The following is a 535-nucleotide window of genomic DNA, read 5'->3' as shown; positions in this document are numbered from 1 at the left end:
TGAGCATCTTGCCGGTGAACTTGGGCCACCAGAAGTAGAAGCCGGCGAACATCGCGAAGACCACGGTGCCGAACACGACGTAGTGGAAGTGGGCCACCACGAAGTAGGAGTCGGTGACGTGGAAGTCGATCGGCGGGGAGGCCAGCAGCACACCGGTCAGCCCCCCGAGGAGGAAGGTGACCAGGAACCCGATGGAGAACAGCATCGGCGACTCGAAGGTGAGCTGGCCCCGCCACATCGTGCCCACCCAGTTGAAGAACTTCACACCGGTCGGAACCGCGATGAGGAAGGACAGGAAGGAGAAGAACGGCAGCAGCACCGCGCCGGTGGCGAACATGTGGTGCGCCCACACCGTGACGGACAGACCGGTGATGGCCATCGTCGCGCCGACCATGCCCTTGTAGCCGAACAGGGGCTTGCGGCTGAACACCGGGATGACCTCGGTGATGATCCCGAAGAACGGCAGCGCCAGAATGTAGACCTCGGGGTGGCCGAAGAACCAGAACAGGTGCTGCCACAGGATGGCGCCGCCGTG

Annotated in this window: 1 protein-coding gene; it reads right to left on the bottom strand. The window is 63.6% G+C overall.

Annotated features, from left to right (window positions below):
• A partial coding sequence (locus tag ACYVHU_RS26725) for a cbb3-type cytochrome c oxidase subunit I (protein WP_498949930.1) occupies positions 1-535 on the bottom strand: 535 nt, incomplete at both ends.

The sequence above is a fragment of the Marinactinospora endophytica genome (assembly GCF_054780875.1).
This window is presented reverse-complemented; position numbering and strand designations above follow the sequence as displayed.